Below are 19,086 nucleotides of genomic sequence, written 5' to 3' on the forward strand. Positions count from 1 at the left end.
ATCAGAAAAATCTTTGGACGCTGAATAGGACATCATTGTCGCGATCGCGGTGGTTGTACTCCAGCCTCATCGACCAATTTCGAGCCAACGTGAAGCGCGATCCCACATACCACCGAAAATCGTCGGATTTATCTCCCAACGGATACTTCAAATACGACCCCGTCGCCATCAGTTTCCAACGCTCCGTGACATCAGCCAACATCCCAACCGTTGCCCCACCTCCAACTCGATGCATCTCATCATAGGCCTTGCTGACGTTCGCCTCTACTTCCGCAAAGGCGAATAGCACTTCCCGTTTCAGCAAGCGAAATTCCTTTGCTCCTCCGATGCCGCCGTTGAAGAAGCCGTTGCTGCACAGTTGACAATCGTTGTGGCGGATCGTGTTCATACCGATGTTCAGTTTCCATGAGGGTGCGTGAAAGACGGAGTCCATCGGGGAAAGCGAGAGGAGGTTCAGCAACGTGGCCCGTTCTACCCGCGTCTGATCCGCGCGGTTGTAGTGTCGTACCGTGATGGAAGCCATTTCAATTTGCGCATCGGGAGTATAGCCGACCTCAGGATCCAGCAAAGTGTGGTAGCCTCCTCGAAACGTCGCTTCTTCAAAGGTATCGTTATTCCGCCAGCCTCCCCCGATGGCAGCCTGTAACATCTTGTGGCCGAGTTCGGGCTGTCTCGCGAAGGGACGCACGGTAAACTCTTCAGACGGGATGCGGAGCTGACTGCGGGCTGTCAGAACCGCTCGGTTTCGCTCCTTCCACTCTGGTTTTTGAGAGTCCGTCGTCTCAATCCGATAACGCAAATAATCTGATGCCAAGTCCAGCACGAATGCCTGCTTCGCAGGAACCAATCGGGTGAACGTCGGCGAGTTAAGCTCCCCAAGATCCTGTGTAATCCGGTGAGCCAGATCTCGCTCCACAGGAGGTAAGGACTCTCGCTTTCGCTTGATGACGGTACTACGGGAAGGGCGATAGGTGATATTCGATACCAAGCCTGGCTTTGACACAATCAATCTGACGGTGTCAGCTGGAACAGTCCAAAACATGAACTCGTCGGTCAAATGCAAATCGGGGTCGGCATAATCCAACAGCGCAAGGAGATGGTAAGAACAATTCTCCTTGAAGAAAAAATAGTCGAAGTACGCATTCCCGAGTTCCCACGCATGCATCAAGAATCGCCGCAGCTGGTCTTCCGTGAGATTTAGACGATATTCCCAAATATCCCGGTTTTCGATGTCCCGATACTGCTGTACCTTGAGGTAATAGGGAATCGTCGAAAAGTATCCCTTATAGCTTCCGAAGATACCCCGAATAGGATAGGCAAGGCCGGCGCCGGGAGGTACGTCGGCTGCATAGTTGATAGTGTAAGCAAGGATGCGGGTCTGCTCGGTCTGCCCCTTCTGGTCGACACGAAACAACGTATGGCCGAACATCGACGCTGGATTATTAAGGAAGGCCGAAGGAAAAATCAGGGAAATAGATTGAACCTCGAAATCTTCGTACCATCGATCAAACCGCTCGCAAGCGAGAGGCGGAAGACGGGTTGGATCAAACTTCAGTAGCTCCTTGAGCCAGTGGTAGCGGGCGATGAAGGCACATTGAGCCGGCTGTCGAGAGCGACCGACCAGTTCGGTGGAAAAGAATCGCGTAAGCGTGGCCGCGAGTTCGGCAGAAGGATCAGTCTTCCCTTGAGAGGATAAGAAAAATCCTGGATCATCCTGTTCGCTCTCATATCCTCCAAAGATTCCCTTGCGATAGTGCAACAACAGATGCCATTCACGCCGATCCGCAAGTTTTTCTTGCTCAGCTTGGTCGATCAGTTGAGCGAGATACTGCTCATGATCCGATTGTTGCGCACTGGAAGGAAACGGAGCGAACAAACATGCTAGAAGCGCAAGGAGGGAAACCAACACGGTGTAAGAAAGAGACAACAAGGGCTCTGGCATCTCTGCCAGAGCCCTTGCAATAACTTAGTTAGCGTACCGATGCTTGTGCGAGGACTGGATGGCCCGCAATGGCATCATTGAGGGACTTCACCAATGCTACCGGAGAAGCTTCTCCAGCTTGTACCAGGGACGTATAGCGCTCCTGGGTCATGGCAAAGAACTGTGCGTGGCGCTCGGCCGGCACACCCATCAGAGTCGCGAGTGAGGCCAGGTGTTCACCCTGCCCCTGAGCCATCTCCGCCGTGAGGGCATCGAAGTTCAGCGACGCGAACATCGTCGTCTTGTGCTCGCTCATGATCTTGCCATCGTTGGTGCATCCGGAGGTGCCAAAACTGATGCCGAAGGTCTGGCTGCCAAAGGTACCATTCGTGGTTGCCTGCAGCACCTGAGGGGCAATTTCCTTCTGGCCCTTATATTCGCCCCACGCCAGTTTCCCCAGCCCGCAGCCTGGACCGGTGTCTGGATTTGCCGCCATTGCCAGACCCGCCTGGGCGCCGAACAATACGGCGATAGACAACAAGAGCACTTTCTTCGACATAAGTCCTCCTCCGTTAGAATTGATTAAGTACCCACCGATATTGTGATATTGCCAAGACACCGACCCGAAGTATAACCGAATTCATCTCCGATGTTGACAAAAAAGTTCTCGCACCGAAATCATCAAGCCCACTTAAGTGAGGCGGATGATTATAGACAAATCACATGAGCGCAACAACTTTTTCTTGGCGCCGTCTTTCTTACGCGAACCCAACCGATGTCCGCCTTATAATCTCTTCCAGATCTCCAACTCGCTCGGCATCGACGGACCACCGTGAGCAATGGATTCCAGCTGTCCCACGCTTAACTGCTTGACCACTCGGCAATCTCCGTCCAGGAAGCGGATGTTGCCGTCAGCATCATGCTCTGTCTCTGACAGTACACGTCCGTTTTCATCAAGGAGGCGATACCCGGTTGCGCCGGCTACGATGGTCGCACGGTGTTCGACGATCCCATGGCGCTCGTATGTCACGGTTGCACCATCATCTGTCGGCGCCCATCGGATGGTGGTTTCACCTAGAGTGGCCACCTTCATATCATCACTTCCCGAAGCCGACCCCTTAATCGGACTTTCTCCGGTCCAAAAATGCATCGCGTTGAAGATGAACGTATCCAGCAACGCCGAGAACATATAGGCGGGAATGATCAGCATGCCGAAAAACACAATTTCCCTCATCCACTTATCGTTGATTTGGCCGCTGCCTTTGACGTTGCTGTTCCAGTGATAGACATTCTTCGTGAGATTGAACGGGCCATAGCATGCGGTGCTAACGGTTACGAAAGACATCAACACCACCGCGATGACAAACCGGCGAAACAATTTAGTCATCATCTCTCTCCTTTCTCAAAACACGACAAGATAGACTTCCAGCCTCGTTGGTCGCCCGGGACTTTCATCTAGCATAATAAGAGTTTGGGTACAAATCTGTTTTCAAGCAAGTTCACCGCAAGGCACAAGACCATGAGCAAAATTGCTACGGTTTCGCTGTCAGGTCATGTACGTGATTAGGGAAATAGAGTAGCTGGATGACAAGGCAGCTAGTGAGGGAATTGACTACTGATCATCAGCGCAAGCCGCTGCGCCGGCAGAGCTTTAGAAATACTGGGATCCTAGCGTCGTTGCAAATCTCTTCAACGAGCCCTCAGCCGCTTAGCTCTGGTCAACGATAAACCCGACGGGCGGTCGTTTTCGCACAGACCGTCACTCGGAAATCAAATCCATTTGTCGATCCTCATCAACATCCCTGGGCTTCCAAACCAGACTGATTCACTTTATTGAGACGCCATATTTCAACGGTTTGAGATGCATCGTATGTTGCAAACGCCTGACAAGTCGCATCCTTCATAACCGTCAGTTCCATGGGCCAGAGAATAATTTCGGCGAGACCTAATGTAACGATATCTGCCCCCAAATACGGGATTACACGCAATTTTGACAACTGATGCATTCCTGATTGGAACTCGAACATGTCCTGTTTGCGCCCTTGAGGATCGGTTTCTGACAGCTTTGGTATGCCGAGCCGTCCTACAACGTGATCCCTCTGCGAACCAATGCCTAATCCGTCAATATCTCTGGGAGGTGGCTGTTTCAACGCCCAAGCGATCGAACAGGCGCTCTGGACTAACATGAGTGAAACAAGCATCAACATGCGCATCACTCTCCCCATGAGTACATCTCCTTGTGTTGGTGGCAGGACCTGCACGTTGGCCAATTAAAAAACCAGGGTACAGACATTATCAAAACTATGAAAGCAATAATAACTTTTATGCGTGCAAATCGAGACCTATCTTGAGAAGGACGAGTTACGATAATATTACACCTCAATTCAAATATCCTAAGTAACTATATCTCTTAACACTATATGTTTCGCCAAGAGCCGATCCCCAATCGATATCGTTCCAATCATCCTGGGCAATGTGAACCGTCTTGGACCGGCCGATCCCGGGTTGAATAAAAGCGTCTCTCCCAGCCGTTCGTTTCTCGGCTGATGGGTGTGTCCGAAAATACAAATGTCCGGATGCGTACGATCCAAGAAAGCTCTTCCCTCTTTGGTGAGCTTTCCGCCTTCGTACAGAATGTGGCGGATGGCAATCCTAATGCCGGCCAACTCGATCACTGTCTCACGTGGGAATCCGCTTCGTTCATATTCGTCGACATTACCGGAAACGGCGGTTACTGGAGCAATCGTCTTGAGCTGCTCGATCACGGATTGTCCGCCGATGTCGCCTGCGTGAACGATATGATCGACACGACGAAAGTGCTGCTCAAGCACCGCATCGAAGAGGCCATGAGTGTCCGCCAGGACACCGATACGAAACGTACGGGAGGCACTCATGAGCCCGCACCAACCTGCCCGCCAAGCGATGCTCGGACCTTGACCCACTCGAATGTGAAGGGCTCAGGCCGTAACTTCGGCATGGCCGCAATCTCAGCTTTCAACCGCTCGGCCCGAGCGCCACTCATGGGATGGGTGGAGAGCCACTCGACTCGTCCCTCGTCCTCCTCCGCTAGTCGTTCAAAGAATGTAATCATGCCGGAGGGATCGATCTTGGCGCGATGCAGCAGTTGAAGGCCGGTCATATCCGCTTCGGTCTCTTGTGCCCGGCCAAACTTCAACGTCATCAATTCGACCCCAAGTTGCTTCATCACCTGGCCGAGGCCTTGCTGATTCCCCAGTACGATCGAGACAACGGCCACAAAACCCAGTTGCTTCACGATGCGTTCGAGTCCATGCCGCTGCAGCACATGGTTCAACTCATGAGCCAACACTCCCGCCACCTCTTCAGGATTTTCGGCTTTTTTCATCAATCCGGTAAAGACCACGACGTAGCCGCCCGGCAGGGCAAAGGCATTCACGACGTCACTCTTCACGACGGTCACATCGAATGTGTAGGGGTTATCCGGAATCTGCCTGGCCAAGCGATCAGTCATCTCCTTGACCGCCGCGATAGCCTGGCCGTCTTTCACAATCTCCTGACCGGCAAGAAAATCATGATAGGCCGACTCCCCCAGCTTCTGCTCCCATGCTACCGGGATTCGATCAACGGCGAGTTCGACCAGCAGGTCACTCCCAAACCACAGCCCCACTACCAAAGCCAAAAGAGTCCCTCCGACGATACTCCACACAATCCGGTGCCGTTGCCGCACATGACGGACTTGTTCCACTGCCTGTTCAAGCGGAGCGGTTAAATGATCCGGCGCTGCCTGCCGGAACGCACGAATCACATCGGAGCTCTTGAGATACAACGTTCGCTGCCCCATAGGCCCTGCCCATTTTATGACGAGTTGGTCGTGGTCCAACCCTCCTGCTGAGACCGCCATACCAGAAAATGGCAGCGCTTCCGACTGCGTGTGATTGGCCTCAGAGGAAAAAGTAATCGTAAGCCCATGGCCTTCAACATGGACAAGGCAAGGCGCGCCACTGGCAGGAAATTCTTCTCCAAAACAGAGTGCGTTGGGGTGGAATTCGGTCATGGTGTGGGTCTCGATTGATTCATTGGCAGCGGAATGTTCTCGAGCAGATGCTCAAAACCGCCACCAACAAGGCCGCAGGCGTCGTAGTTCTCACCCTTCCGCCCCGAGCTGCCAAGACAGAGCTCTCTCCTCCTGTGGGGTACATTGAGGATCGCTTCGAACCGAGAACGAACCTTGGGAACTGGCGCGTCTTGGCGCGACTGGGTTGGGAGGGTGATACCGTAGGCGGCTTCAGCATCCGCTATTCAGAGACTGGAATGAACTGTCTCACCCACGCACCGAACCCGCCTGGGTTTCGACTCTGGATATAGACAACACCCGGCCCGCGAAATCGGCAGACAAACCCTTCGCCGGAAGTGAAACTGGCCACCCACCCGGAAGTGGCTTTTTCGATGTTATACGAGGTCGTAGTGGACCAGGCCACTAGATGACTATTGTCGACAATATACTCCTGACCAGGTTTCAACTCGATCTTGTGAATGGCCCCGAAACTGTTCAGAACGAGCATCCCCTTCCCGCTCATCTTCAGAATGAAAAATCCCTCGCCGCCCAGCAGCCCGCGGCTCATACTCTGCATTTGACTGTCAATGTTGATGCTATCCGCTCCCGCAAGGAATCCATCTTTCTGCACCATATACTCGCTGACCCCATCGAGTTCCAGGACGACGATTTCACCGGGTACGGTGGGAGCAAGCAACGCTTCTCCGGCGCCTCGGCTGGCACGTAGCGTCTGAAAAAAGAACTTTTCTCCTGTGAGAAACTTCCGCGACAACGCTCCCAGAAACCCTCCTTCCATTTTGCTTTCAATGTCGATGGTCGGCGAGCACGCCACCATCGCGCCTGACTCGGCCTTGATGTGCTCTCCGTCTGCCAACTCCACACGCACCATCGGGAACGCACCGGGATAAAGAATTTCACTTTTCATCGTTCCTCTCCTCTTTCTTTCACTTCACCCATCCGCGGGCGGAGCTGGTCGATGTCTCGTTGCGCGCATATACCGAGCACCGACCGTCGCCTAGCTCTATAGTCAATCCTGTGTGCGCGGTGCGCGAGCAGGAGACACGACCTGATCCGCCCGTTCACCCCACCACCCATCCATAGACTCGTTGACTCGGTTTCGGTCCCTCTTCCAGATAGCTCATCCTCAGCCGGCCCAAGGCGTCCTGCGGCACCTCACGTCGTTTCGCCTCGGCGTCGACACCGAAAATCTTGGCGGCGTTCAACCCGAAAATCCGTTCTTTGACCTGCCTTGTCAAAGGAAGATAGTGATGATTCTCGATCAATTGATCGGGGATCTGGAACCGCCGGAACGCTTCGATCTGCCATTGCGGTGTCCCATACCAAATCGAATCTGTCCCCCACAACACGTGATCCACACCGAATGCGCGGATGGTCTGTCCAAGCAGATGCGCGCAGATCAGCGGATATGTCGTCACCAATTGCGCGAAGGTGGAACCCAACTCCATATAGATATTCGAGATCCCCGGCTCCTTTTCTTTCATCCGGCAGAATTCTGTCGTCCACGGAATCTCGCCTGTTTTCGCAAACACCTGATCGGCAGATGTCACGCCCCGGAGCCCGGCGTGATACACCAAAAAGTCAAGATCGGGGAAGTCTTTGGCCGCTTTGATCAGATCTCTCGGATGGTTGTAGTCCGGTATGGGACCGAGGGGCAATCCCTTGTGGACGCATACCCGCTTCACCCCGAGCTTTCGAGCCTGTTCCAACATCGGATAGGCGATGTGTTCATCGTTCATCCACCAGCCTCGGTCGAATCCCTTCGGGCAAGAACCGGTATAGCATTTCCAGGCATCAACCTTAAGGGTTTCAGCCTGCATCGCCATGAATTCCAAATCGGCCGTACCCAGTTGCGGAGTCGCCAATCCATGCGCCAACATCCGTTGCGAACCAGCCAACCGATTGATCTCATCCCGAATATGAGCCATTTCCTTCGGCGGAACGACGGCTTCTTGCGGATAAGGCCCGGGCGGCGTGCTGATCAACCCCAGGGTGGTTTCACTATCGAGAAACACTTCCTTCACAAAATTTTTCCATGACAAATCATCGATGGTTCCTCGATCCCCTGCCAACTTTGGATTCAGCCCTGCTTCACGGATGTGTCGTCTCAACGAGACCAGGGCCTGCTTAGAAACGGCACCCTTGCGCTTGGTCTCGGCGTCGGACGGATCATAGCCGGCACTCACGTAGTGCGTTTGCACGTCAAAAATAAAATAGGGCATCCCCTGTTGCTCGGCAAATGCCGCCGACTCGAATAGCTCAACCTCTGTGATGTTAAAAAAGCGTCCAAACGCGGCATTCATAGCCAACAATGCGGCCGCCATTCCCCCAGTCGTTGTCAGAAACTCTCGTCGAGTCAACCCTGCTCGAACCGCCGCTATTCCGGACAGCTCTGTCGCGAGGTGCTCGACGGCCTCTTGCTCCCTAGTCTGAGGAACAGGACAAAACTCTTCATTGGAGACAATCTGGGTAGGAATAGGCGTGGGACACGTCATCCCCTGCTTCATCGAAAGACGGCAAGAAGATAGGTTGGATGGATACCCCATGGAGCCTCTTCGTCTGAACAGCACGGGGAGATTGTGTGGAATACTGGCAGCGCTGTCAAGCAAACGATTCGAGGACAGTTGAAAAGCGACTGTGAGAAGGTACGGACTTTATCTGGACTTGGATGAACTAGTCGAAGATTTCGTCGGAGGGACTGTCGAATGAGCAACGGGGATTCCCACGACCACGTCCGACTGTGGATCGGCATCCTGATCTTTCCCGTCGTGCCCGACACTGTAGAACACACCTTTCTTCATGTTCACCAGCATCGGCAGCCCTGTATAAGGGTCATAGAAATTCTGCCCGGCTTTCGCCATACGAGCGAGAAGATCACCGTCTGCGGGACCACGGCGGAGCCAGGCCTGTAAACTGGCAAGCCGAAGATGGGCATCGGTGTCGACGACGAATCCATTGTACAAATCCCAAGGCGCAAGCGGTTCAAGACCCACAACGTTTTCGATCGGATTGGTGAAATAGTCCATCAAGCCGGATGCAGGGAAGTGGATATACTCCTTCCACTTTGGTAAGGAGCCATAGCGTCCTTCCCCAGCGGCCTTATAAGAGGCTTCGTAATACTCTGCATAGTCGTTGAGACGGCGCTGCTTCGGCAAGGGAAGAGCCGAGGCCACCATTGCGTGAGCCGCTTGTTCTTCAGCTCTCTCCGCCTTCAACTGTGCGTCGTATGTCTTTGACGCAGAGACCAATTCGCTCTGCATCGGCCAGCGCATCGAGAGTTCACCCTGGTCAAGCGGTCGAAGGAACTTGGTGACACGTCCGAGGTATTTGCCATCGAAATCGGAACGGACAAGTAGCCCAGAAGCAACTACAATGTCGTCATTGATCGCCTGCAGTGCCAGCATTTTCACTGGAAGGGTCTTTGCCTGGCCTAATACGATACGCCACGCTTCCATGTCCGTTTCAAGTCGGTCAACGCCGACATCTGTACTTTGCACGAACCCGTCCGCCAGATTGAGCTGGTGAGCAAAGACTATCGCGGCACATGGGGGCGTGACAGTTTGGCCATAGCCCCAATCTTCGAAAGGAAGCTTTTTCCATTGATCATACCGATTGAGCGCAAGCTGATTCTGACCGACCCATCCTTTGATGGTCTCCTGACGAGATTTGAACTGGTTGATGGGGTCCGAGCTACGGAACCAGCCACGAATGACGCTTGCCGATGCATTCGATCCATCCATCGACTTCGATCCGGAGTTCCCAAAACAGGCCAATGCTGTCTCACCACTTTTGACATCGGGCTTCCGATCAAACCCCGCCTGCACAGGATCTTGATCTGCCGACGCCTCGATCCCTAGCAAGAGCAGATAGCCGTTCTTTTTGTAATCAGACAGCGTTCGCTGGGGAGTCGTCGTGAGACTGTGATATCCCGGTGACGGGGCCTCTTCCATGATGAGCCATGTCACCGCAACGACACCGATTCCCAACGCGACAAGCGCCCCGGAAAGCACCACGAGGCCCACCAGCGTCGTCACGATGGCACGCGTGGTCGAGAAGCATGAGCTGACAAATCCGGCAATCGCGATACGGATCCGGCTCAGTGTCGAGCCGAGTTTTCGGTTCGGCTTCGGCTCAGCCGGACGTTCTCTCGTCTCTGCTTTCCTAACATTCCGGCTCGATTCGAAGAGCACGTCCACGGCAGAGGCTGCTGCCGACATCGGCCGGCCGACTTCAACTGGACCCGATAGTGGTGACGCTGCGTGCACAACCGAAGCGACGGAAGGCTGTTCGACGAATCGAATCGCTTCTTCGGTCCGCACATATTCTTCTTGACGAGGCGCCGGTTCAGGAATGGGCATTCGCGCTTCAACAAATGCTGCTTCCTGTGGCGGGCTTTCCTGCGGCTGATTCTCGGTCGCTTCCTTTGTGACAGGAGGGAACACCGCTCTCTCGGGTAACGGTTCCCAGGCTGCCTGTTTCTTGAGAGCTGACGGAGAAGATTGAATTTTGTCAGTATCCTTGTCCGTGATCTCATCAGCAGGTTGTAATGAATGCGTTGGAGGCTCTACCGAGGATTCCTGAAGAGAGTCCGGGGGTGCGACCGTAGGGACCTCCTCCATTTTCAAGAGCGCATCGGGGCTCTCAGAATGAGGTTCTTCCGGAGGGACCGCCACATTGTCCGCGATCGGTTTGTCGGCAAACATCGGCGGTACTGGCTCTGAGACAGATGTTTCCGAGATCGGCTCCTGCATCGCAGGAGCCTCCGCTACGGCAAGTTGCGCAGGCTCTACGAAAGTAGATTGCTCTCCTTCTGTTTGGACTAGAGCAAGCCCCACATCGCCGGCCGGAATGTCCGGTTCCGGTGACACGAGCGCTTGTGGAGCTTGACCTATTGAGAAAGAATCCGTTTCTGCAACAGGACTAGCTTGTGAAAGAGGTTCTGGTTGGCTTTCGCCAACCGTTGGTACCATGTCTTGCTCAGCTACTTCAGCTGATCGATCTACCGTCGGCTCCACGTTCTCTGCGATCACCTGATCCGTCTGAGCCGGAGGGATCGTGATGACGGATTCCTGAACTTGATCCCATGGCATCGGCACAATGGTAAATTCAGAAGCCGGTTTGTCCTCGAGCAAAGGCTCTCGCTTGTCTTCCGGTATCTCAACCGATGGATTCTCAAGCAACGGTTCCTGAAGAGAAGAAACAGTCGGAACTTGTGCTGTTGCCTCCTCGGCACTAGCCGGTACAAGCTCTGGCTGAGAGGTCTTTGGCGAATCGTCCTTTCCGAAATTCCAGGCACTGTTGAATACCGATGCCCATGAAAATCCCGGCTGCTTCCAAGGCTCTGAGATCTCATTCTCTGAAGCTGGTGCCGGGCTTGAGGAGTTACCGATACCGGACGGCGTTTCCGCAAGCAACTCGTGAGAATCTGTCTCGATAGGTTGCGGACTGGAGAATCCCGCAGTTTTTTGCGGCTGAATTGGTTCTGAAGTCAATGGCCCCGTCTCCAAGGACGGAGGTACTCCTTCAACCCGTGGAGAGGGTGTGTTGTCATCATGTGGAACATCCACTGACGTGCTGATCGGAGATTGTTGTGCATTCACCGAATCGGTCAGTACGGAAACCATTGATGCACCGGCAGCATCTGCAGGAGGCTTCGATTGAGACTCACCCGGCAACCTGTCTTGCTCATAAGCCGGCGCAGGATCGGCTACCGGCACAATTGGATCAGACTCTGCTTGTGTTTCCTGGATCTCACCCACTGAATCAGATAGCGAAACAGATGACGAGGAATCTGCGGAAATACCCTGTCTGGAAGGATTGCTTGTTTCCGCTCCATCCCGAGCGAGTCTAAATTCCTGAGCTGGACTTTCAGTCGGTGCCTCAGGGGGCACTTCATCGATCCGGATTTCGGCTGGCTGTAGTAGGGGTGGAGCAGAAGGCGATGCGTCTCCCACTAACGAAAACCCCACGTATGCACGATCATCCGTACTCGCAGGCGAGTCTGAAATGGACCGAGAATCAGCTGAGGCGGCTGCTTCGGTAGAGAACCCGGCCGCATCTGGAGAGTGCTGAACATCCCATGGCATGGTCCCGGTCACCGGCTCCGGCATGGGCGAACCGCCCGGACTCTCTGCCGTCGAAGAAAGGGATGGTGCGGCGGCGGTTTCTCCGGTATTGCCAGGCTGGCGAGCCAACAATTCGCCGGTTTGCGCGTCAAACAAAGACGCGAGACGGAACGCCACGGGACTCGCGGGAGCGAGTTCCCGTATTTTTACATAGAGCTGAGAGACATGGTGTGGATTTTCAGTATCAGGATCTTCGATCAAGATATCGACAGCCTTGCCATACTCGGCTACGGCCTCGAGGGCATCACCTTTTTCTTGATACAGCGCCCCAAGCTTTTCTAAGAACGGAACACATCGAGGACCTGCCACTAAGTATTCACGAAGCAGAGATTCCGCAAGCCAGTAGTCTTGACGTTCAAAGGCTTCGTGAATAAGCGAGTCAAAGGCCTGTCTCGCCGGAATGAGACTCCCAAGTCGAAGATGCAGTGTGGCAAAAAGCCGCCTTGCCTCCATGTTCTGCGGATCGAGTGCGAGTAATTCTTTGAGAGCAGTGGAGGAACGCCCATATTTCCCGGCGTTCATTTGGGTGATGGCCTCTTCGAGGAGCGCGGTCTTCCTGCTGTAGCCGACCACACCGCGCTTTTGAGCGCGCATGGCCTGAGTTTTATTCGCTTTTAATGGGGATTTCTTATTCGACAGCACAGTACAACCTTAGCAGATTTCGGCGCTGTGGGAGCCTGCAACGGCGACCTGATCCGCTACTCTAAGCTCTCGGAACTGGCTGTTCGCCCAGGCAAACTTGGGAAGAGAATGCAATCTAGGTGCCTTACGGCTTCAATAAGCCACGCAGAAAATCTTTTTAAAATTAATGGTTTATGTCTTGACTCTTCCATGCATTTGCATCACCCATCCATTATTGGACGGTCCCGACTTTGTGAAGAAGGGAAGCGCAAGGCTTCGGATACAACATCGAACGAAGCAGATCAATCAATGATGAAGCCACCATACAAGCGCAGTGCTGCAAAACAATGGATCTCGGTCTGCGTTCCAGACGTCGAGCCGACTTGTAGGTACATCATCGCCGTCCTAGAGCGTGGATAAGGTTTTAGGTACAGGCTCGGTAGTCATCACACGGTTCAGAGGTCAATCGTGGCCCAATTTCGAAAATATACCCTGGAACAAACGTTTCTTCTCGCTGATGACAATCTCTGGCCAAAACCTTTCCACATCGAAGGCAATGTTGAATTCCCTCCCATGAGACATCCCCGATAAGATGCTGAGTAGGTATCTGGGGCTCGCTTGTGCTGTCCGGCATCAGAACATGGCGTACTTCGAGCATGAGGCGCCAAGCATGATCTGGTGACGGAAGCTCTGCCCCATCCAAAACGAGGACCAAGAGCCCCAAGGCGCGTATTGGGTCACCCTTCGCCTCATGAAGCAGTTGCTGAGTAAATGCCGCAACTTTATCCTGTATGGCCCTAGGATCCATCGTTGGACTCGCCCCCTTCACCTCTCCTATCGGCTATTTTGTGGAAGGAATTAACAAGCATGGAAACCGGCCTGTCCCTCACCCCGTGCGCCGTTGCCGGGACTGTGGAGAGCATTAAAAGACGTTCAAGTCGTCGGGAACTATGGCAGAATCCGCAAGACAATCATTGAGTAAGAATCCTTTCCATTCGCAGTTTTGCCTCAGATCCTCCCTCAAAAAATTGCATCCTGGTTGTGTCATTCGATATGCCTATGATACGGTCAAACTTTGTTATCTGACTCAGCTGATATCACGGAATCACTAACCACCACCGTGCTACATCGTTCAAGCTTGAAACGTGCATTGGGAACGACCAGGGGATTTGGAATCTGCCTGGCCTTGTTCCTCCTATTCCCTTTCGTCTTCCCTTCTGATCTTTTTTCGCAAGGAACAGGAGCTCAATCGACCAAAGTCGCCCTTGATTTCAACGATGTTGATATCCCCGTTTTTGTTCGTTTTATCAGCGAGCTCACCGGAAAAAACTTTGTGTTGGATGAAACCATCAAGAAACAAGGGGGGAAGATTTCGGTCTTCTCACCCAGCAAAGTTTCCGCAGATCAGGCGTTTAACATGTTTGTGGCCGCATTAGAAGCAGCCCGCATGGCCGTTGTCCCCAAAGGAGGAAACCTCTATCAGATCGTGCCGATGGGCGACCTTCCCCCCGAACGCGGCGTGTTTGTGTATAAGCTCAAACATGCCAATGCGACAGACCTGGCTGCGGTGCTGACAAATCTGGTGGCTCGCTCACAAACCGTTGCACAAGTCACTCCTGGCGTTCGGCCTCCGATCAGGCCCCTGACGGAATTTGAAGCCCCCGTTCAAGTGTTTGCCGATAAGGCAACAAACTCTATCGTCATCAGCTCGACCAAAGCCGCCTGGAGTCGTCTTCAAACCGTGATTCGTGATTTAGACATACGGCGTAAGCAGGTCTTTGTGGAGGCAGTTATTTTGGAGGTTCAGGTTGACCGCCTGCGACAAATCGGCACTGACCCCACGCAAGTTCTGGGTGCAGGGAAGTCAGGATTTTTGCAGGGAATCGGCGGATTCAACAGGACACCCGAGGACCTTGCCACCGTGGCCCAGGCCATCAGTGGGGTTGCTGCGGGCGGGGCCACCGGTGGCGCAGTTACCGTGTTAAACACGATCAACGTCCGAGCCTTCTTAAACTTACTGATGAACCTAACCGATACGAATGTTCTGTCCACACCTCAAGTCCTCGCCGCCGACAATCAAAAAGCCAAGATTGTCGTCGGTGAGAATCGTCCATTCCCGACCGGGCAAGCTCAGGGCATCACCGGTGGAACCCTCGTAACAATTGAACGAAAAGATGTCGGCGTGACGTTAGAGTTGACTCCGCAGGTGCTTGAAGATGACTTGATTCGCCTTGAAATCAAGCAAGAGATTACGGCCATCGCAGAAAATGTAGCTCAGACGATTGGGTCTGGTACGGCATCTATCCCCGTTGGACCCACCACGACGAAGCGATCCATGGAAACAACAACGATTGCCCAGGACAAACAGACACTCGTGGTTGGAGGGCTGGTACGTGATAACGTCACGCTCAGCGAAAAGAAGATTCCTCTCCTAGGAGATATTCCTTGGTTAGGTTGGCTGTTTAAATCCCAGTCTCGCCAAACTGAGAAGCTTAATCTTCTCGTCTTTCTTACTCCCCATCTTGTTCGGGACGATGCGGATATGATCGAATTGAACGCCAGAAAAGCTAAAGAAGTCAATATCTTACAACGAGATAACCGCATTGAGGAACCTACAAAACTCAAGCAGGATGTGATTGAACGTCTGGAACTTTCTCCGACAGTCCCCCCTCCCTCGCCTGCTGAAGGGCCCAACAAGCCATAACACTGACGAATCTTGGCTGCCAAGTGAGTGCGAGACAGAGGCATTCTCTTGGAGGCTGACCAGCTACTGACCGGAGCGTCCTCCTGGTTTTCAAGAACATTGCGGGAATTGTTGCACTGCCTACTTCGTATGCCCTTAGGCCCCTCCTCCGAGGAATGGCCCCATTCCATCCCTCTCGATAGACTCCGTACCTAACGGAGGGTATTGGAATGGTGGACACAACTGTCAACTGGCGAATACATCCTCGGCTTCCTGTGGCATATCCTGTGATATTTGGAGGCGCCCCATTTGTAGGAGAGGGGACTGTCTCCGACCTTTCCCTTTCCGGCTGTGCAGTGACCTGTGATCGGACAGTCCTGTCCGGGAGCTACATTAAACTGAGCGTCCTCTTACCCGATCCAGCCTCTTCTCTATTTATCGAGTTGGGAAAGATCCGCTGGGTTCGCGAAAATACCTTCGGCGTGGAGTTCATTCGCTTGCCGACCATCGCCCGTCACCGACTTGATCGAGTGATGACTGGAGGGCTGGCCACAGATCAAAACCTCCTCCCAGCGTTGACCTAACCATCAAGTCTTGCTTCCAAATACTCCTCACAAACATCCCGCATTTCGGCGTGCCGCCTCTCAGAAATCCATGATTCAATCCATACCGCATGGTACAGTGAAGGCGGATACTGGATTTTGAAGATTGGCGGCCGGTATGAAATCGATGCACAACCTTCCTTTCAATCTCTCCGATTACGACATTTCGCCGGAGCGAGGCTTTCTTCCCGAAGATCCTCTTAAGGACCTTCCTAACTCTCCTGAGATAAACTTTGTCGGTGAGGAATTACCGAAGCTGCTCGTTGCGCGAGCAGTTCGGCGATTCATCGACGAGCAATTTCAGCAGAGCCCAGTCATTCCCCAGACATGGCAACGTGAACATTATAAGGCCGCGATGCGGATTCTTTCGTTCGCAAGTCATGCCTATGTGTGGGAAATTCCGGATCGACCGGCTCCGATATTACCCCCCCAATTAGCGCAATCCTGGTTTGAGGTCGCCCAGAAGCTCGGCCGGCCACCGGTACTATCGTACGCGTCTTATGCCCTCGACAACTGGCGAAGGCTCGATCCTGAAAAGCCGATCCAACTCGATAACATCGTCTTGTTACAGAATTTTCTCGGCGGTCAGGACGAAGAATGGTTTGTCGTTGTCCATATCCAAATCGAACAACAAGCCGGCTTAGCATTGGCTGGACTTCTTCTCGCGATGCGAAGCGCAGTTGAGGACAAGGAAGACGAAGTCTTGTCGGGCCTTCAATCGCTAGCGACAGCCCAAACCGCCATGCGCGATACGCTGATCAGGATGAAAGAGCGCTGCGATCCCTATGTTTACTATACGCGTGTGCGACCCTACATCCATGGGTGGAAGAACAGTCCTGCCTTGCCATCCGGTCTCGTATACCAGGGCGTCGCAGCCTTTAACGGTACCCCGCAGCAATTTCGCGGTGAAACCGGCGCACAAAGCTCTATCGTGCCCTGCCTTGACGCCGGGCTGGGTATCGTTCACGCCCCGGGTCTTCTGACTCTGTATCTGCAAGAAATGCGTGAGTACATGCCTCCGCGTCATCGGGCATTCCTGGAAGCATTGGAGCAAGCCACCGATGATCTGGGCCGGCCGGTGCTCCTCGGTTACGTTCGGGATCGAAAGCACCGACATCCTGCTCTCTGGGCCGCTTACCGAATCTGCATCGAACTTCTCGCGCAGTTTCGCGAGATCCATATCGGATATGCCGATAGCTACATCCATCGCCAGCACCAATCGCACACGAGCAATCCCACCGCCGTGGGAACAGGCGGCACGCCCTTCATGGCGTACCTACAAAAGCATCTTGACGAGACACGGCAGGTCTTGGTTGAGTAATCGGTATGCCCAAGATCTCCATCGGCCTGTCCGGTTATTCCTATAAAGCATGGCAAGGTTTACACAGGTTTTATCCACCGGATATCAAGCCCGCTGAATTTCTCCGCTACTATGCTTCTCGGTACTCGACCGTTGAACTCGACGGTGTCTGGTACAGGCTCCCAACCGAGAAGACAGTAGAGACCTGGTCTCAAATAGCACCACCGGATTTTATTTACGCTCCGAAAGCACATCGAGAGATCACACACATCCGCCGCCTGAAACCTGAAGGATTGACGACGCTGAACGCGATGCTTCAACGACTCGAACCGCTTCGTGAGATGGGCAAGCTGGGTCCGATCCTGCTCCAGCTGCCTCCTAACTTGAAGCGCGATGACGGACGGTTGGAGACGTTTCTCGAATCTCTGCCAACCACACATCGGTGGGCCATAGAATTTCGCCATGAGAGTTGGCACACGGACGAGATCGAACAACTCCTTCTCCGACATGCTATCGCGTGGGCAGCAGTTGAGACGGATGAACGAGAGGCGGAGCATCGAGACACGGCAGACTTTCGGTATGTGCGGCTTCGAAAAAGCGCCTATAGCGAAAGCCAGCTCAATCGATGGGCGGCACATCTTCAGGAGGCGTCACAGAAGGGAAAAGACTGCTTTATTTACTGCAAGCACGAAGACGAAGGTTCGCCCTGGCTCTGGGCAGATACACTGATACGACTTCTGAATCTGTCGAGGGCTTCAACCGACACAGTGGAGGAGAAAAACAACGGCCAGCTCTAGAAGTTGTCCAGAGCCGGCCGGCTGAGCCTTTCGCTAGCACTGAGTGACAAACCAGTGTGTTACGTCTGCAGGCTTATGGCTTGATGTCCCAGTGAATCGACATGCCCGCATGCGCGAAGATCGTATCGATGTTGGATGAATAGCGATTCACAACAAGAGTCCCTTGCGATATAAGATCATCGCCAAAGGCTTGGCCAGAGTTCCCGTACCGATCCGAGGTCAGCCCGGTGTGATGGGCATGGATATACTTCGCCTCCACAAACACGGCCACGTACTTGAAGAGATGCGCCTTGATTCCGCCTACACCCATAAACCCAACCGTCGTATCCCGTTCTTCGGTGATGGCGCGGAAAAAACCCGTCGCCCGTTGTCCACCTGGCTTCATCGCCATCTGATGCGCGCCCACGCCGATCCCGACGTACGGAAACCACCGCCCGTTGGGATAGGCCTCGGAAATCGCCAGGGGGTAGCGAATCAGGAAATTGGGGCCGACGTAGATGCCATTAACTTCAGTCGTGGTACCCCGATTGGCGATACCATCCTGTTGAAAATTCCCCGTGGGGTCATTGTTATAAAAGTCCTTACAGCAGGCCACATCCGCATACCACAGCATGCCGGCGATTTCGAAGCCGAGATCGAACCCCGCCAACTTGTTTCTGGTGGGAAACCAGATCCCCGCGTTACCCCCGAATGAGTGTTTCGTCTGATAGTCGACATCCTTGACCACCGTCGGCTGGGTCCCATCCGTAAACGTGGCGTCCGCACTGCGCGGAATTGCGACGCCCGCGAAAAAAGACAGATAGGGCTCGATCGTCCCGGAGGACATGGTCGGGGGAGCGGCACTCATCGATATCGCATAGGGATCGGCGATCCGTTGGCTGGAGGGATCCTCCGCCCTGGTAAGATCCGCAGAGCCGAAAACAGAGAGGAGACAAATTATCGCCGAAATTCTCGCTTTCATTCATCGTCCTCCTACAGTAAAGCAA

General features: G+C 53.6%; 14 protein-coding genes. 4 read left to right on the forward strand and 10 right to left on the reverse strand.

The window, feature by feature from the left end; all coding sequences use genetic code 11:
• Position 1: 1 nt before the first annotated feature.
• From H8K03_07705 to H8K03_07745, 9 genes are all read right to left on the reverse strand, one after another.
• Entirely contained in the window at positions 2-1,942 is a 1,941-nt protein-coding gene (locus H8K03_07705) for a DUF4105 domain-containing protein (protein UVT21770.1), read from the reverse strand.
• A 28-nt stretch (positions 1,943-1,970) separates the two neighbouring features.
• Complete coding sequence (locus H8K03_07710; GenBank protein UVT21771.1) at positions 1,971-2,480, reverse strand: DUF3015 domain-containing protein; 510 nt, start codon at positions 2,478-2,480, stop codon at positions 1,971-1,973.
• A gap of 225 nt (positions 2,481-2,705) precedes the next feature.
• On the reverse strand, positions 2,706-3,311 hold the full coding sequence (locus H8K03_07715; GenBank protein UVT21772.1) for a DUF3332 family protein: 606 nt from the start codon (positions 3,309-3,311) through the stop codon (positions 2,706-2,708).
• Between the two features lie 403 nt (positions 3,312-3,714).
• Positions 3,715-4,146 (reverse strand): hypothetical protein, encoded by a 432-nt coding sequence (locus H8K03_07720; protein UVT21773.1) that lies wholly within the window; start codon positions 4,144-4,146, stop codon positions 3,715-3,717.
• Positions 4,147-4,314: 168 nt separating this feature from the next.
• The gene (locus H8K03_07725; protein UVT21774.1) at positions 4,315-4,815 is read right to left on the reverse strand and encodes a metallophosphoesterase family protein; all 501 of its coding nucleotides are present in this window, start codon (positions 4,813-4,815) and stop codon (positions 4,315-4,317) included.
• Positions 4,812-5,954, reverse strand: coding sequence for a M48 family metallopeptidase (locus tag H8K03_07730; protein UVT21775.1), 1,143 nt, complete (start codon positions 5,952-5,954; stop codon positions 4,812-4,814). Before H8K03_07730 ends, H8K03_07725 begins: the two co-directional genes overlap by 4 nt.
• Positions 5,955-6,195: 241 nt before the next feature.
• A complete protein-coding gene (locus H8K03_07735; protein ID UVT21776.1) occupies positions 6,196-6,879 on the reverse strand; it encodes a TIGR00266 family protein in 684 nt (227 codons plus the stop codon).
• Positions 6,880-7,033: 154 nt separating this feature from the next.
• Entirely contained in the window at positions 7,034-8,467 is a 1,434-nt protein-coding gene (locus H8K03_07740; GenBank protein UVT21777.1) for an amidohydrolase family protein, read from the reverse strand.
• Positions 8,468-8,626: 159 nt separating this feature from the next.
• The gene (locus H8K03_07745) at positions 8,627-12,691 is read right to left on the reverse strand and encodes a hypothetical protein (GenBank protein ID UVT21778.1); all 4,065 of its coding nucleotides are present in this window, start codon (positions 12,689-12,691) and stop codon (positions 8,627-8,629) included.
• 1,165 nt (positions 12,692-13,856) lie between these two features.
• Between H8K03_07745 and H8K03_07750 the strand changes: the two genes are divergently transcribed.
• The 4 genes from H8K03_07750 to H8K03_07765 all read left to right on the forward strand — a co-directional run bounded on the left by H8K03_07750 (position 13,857) and on the right by H8K03_07765 (position 18,100).
• Positions 13,857-15,422, forward strand: a complete 1,566-nt coding sequence (locus tag H8K03_07750) for a hypothetical protein (GenBank protein ID UVT21779.1) — start codon at positions 13,857-13,859, stop codon at positions 15,420-15,422.
• Between the two features lie 209 nt (positions 15,423-15,631).
• Positions 15,632-15,985 carry a PilZ domain-containing protein gene (locus tag H8K03_07755; GenBank protein ID UVT21780.1) on the forward strand — a complete coding sequence of 118 codons (354 nt, stop codon included), beginning with the start codon at positions 15,632-15,634 and terminating at the stop codon, positions 15,983-15,985.
• 136 nt (positions 15,986-16,121) lie between these two features.
• Positions 16,122-17,324, forward strand: a complete 1,203-nt coding sequence (locus tag H8K03_07760) for a hypothetical protein (protein ID UVT21781.1) — start codon at positions 16,122-16,124, stop codon at positions 17,322-17,324.
• 5 nt (positions 17,325-17,329) lie between these two features.
• Positions 17,330-18,100, forward strand: a complete 771-nt coding sequence (locus tag H8K03_07765; protein ID UVT21782.1) for a DUF72 domain-containing protein — start codon at positions 17,330-17,332, stop codon at positions 18,098-18,100.
• Positions 18,101-18,173: 73 nt separating this feature from the next.
• Here H8K03_07765 and H8K03_07770 read toward each other — a convergent pair whose 3' ends face one another.
• Positions 18,174-19,061 carry a hypothetical protein gene (locus tag H8K03_07770; GenBank protein UVT21783.1) on the reverse strand — a complete coding sequence of 296 codons (888 nt, stop codon included), beginning with the start codon at positions 19,059-19,061 and terminating at the stop codon, positions 18,174-18,176.
• Positions 19,062-19,086 lie beyond the last annotated feature (25 nt).

Source organism: Nitrospira sp., assembly GCA_024760545.1.
Taxonomy (GTDB): domain Bacteria; phylum Nitrospirota; class Nitrospiria; order Nitrospirales; family Nitrospiraceae; genus Nitrospira_D.